We start from the raw sequence: 369 nt of genomic DNA, 5'->3' as shown, positions 1-369 counted from the left end.
CCTCATGAATTATTTACGGGGCAATCAGAAGTTCTGGTGGCTGCATAATGATTGCACTTAATACTTGAATTCAAGAATAAAAAGACAACAACAAATGACGATGTTGGTAATTCTGAAAAAAAGCAAAGTACTAAAAACGGCTCAAAAAATGACAAAAGCGGTGAAATTTTAAACCTTTCGATGACAGATGACTAAAAAACCTAAATAAAAGCGAAAAAGCCCTTGACGAAATAGGGGCTGGTTCGTATTATTCACGCCGCTGTCAGGGGAGACTCAAACAGCAACGAAAATGTGGAGTGGTAGTTCAGTTGGTTAGAATACCGGCCTGTCACGCCGGGGGTCGCGGGTTCGAGTCCCGTCCACTCCGCC

The 369-nt window shown here is 42.8% G+C and carries 1 tRNA gene; it reads left to right on the top strand.

Annotated features, from left to right (window positions below):
* Positions 1-293: 293 nt before the first annotated feature.
* A tRNA-Asp gene (locus AAEZ18_RS18445) sits at positions 294-367 on the top strand.
* Positions 368-369 lie beyond the last annotated feature (2 nt).

The sequence above is a fragment of the Pseudoalteromonas sp. 19-MNA-CIBAN-0066 genome (assembly GCF_040308705.1).
Lineage (GTDB): Bacteria > Pseudomonadota > Gammaproteobacteria > Enterobacterales > Alteromonadaceae > Pseudoalteromonas > Pseudoalteromonas nigrifaciens.
The sequence above is the reverse complement of the archived record's forward strand: the minus strand, read 5'-3'. Positions and strand labels throughout refer to the sequence as shown.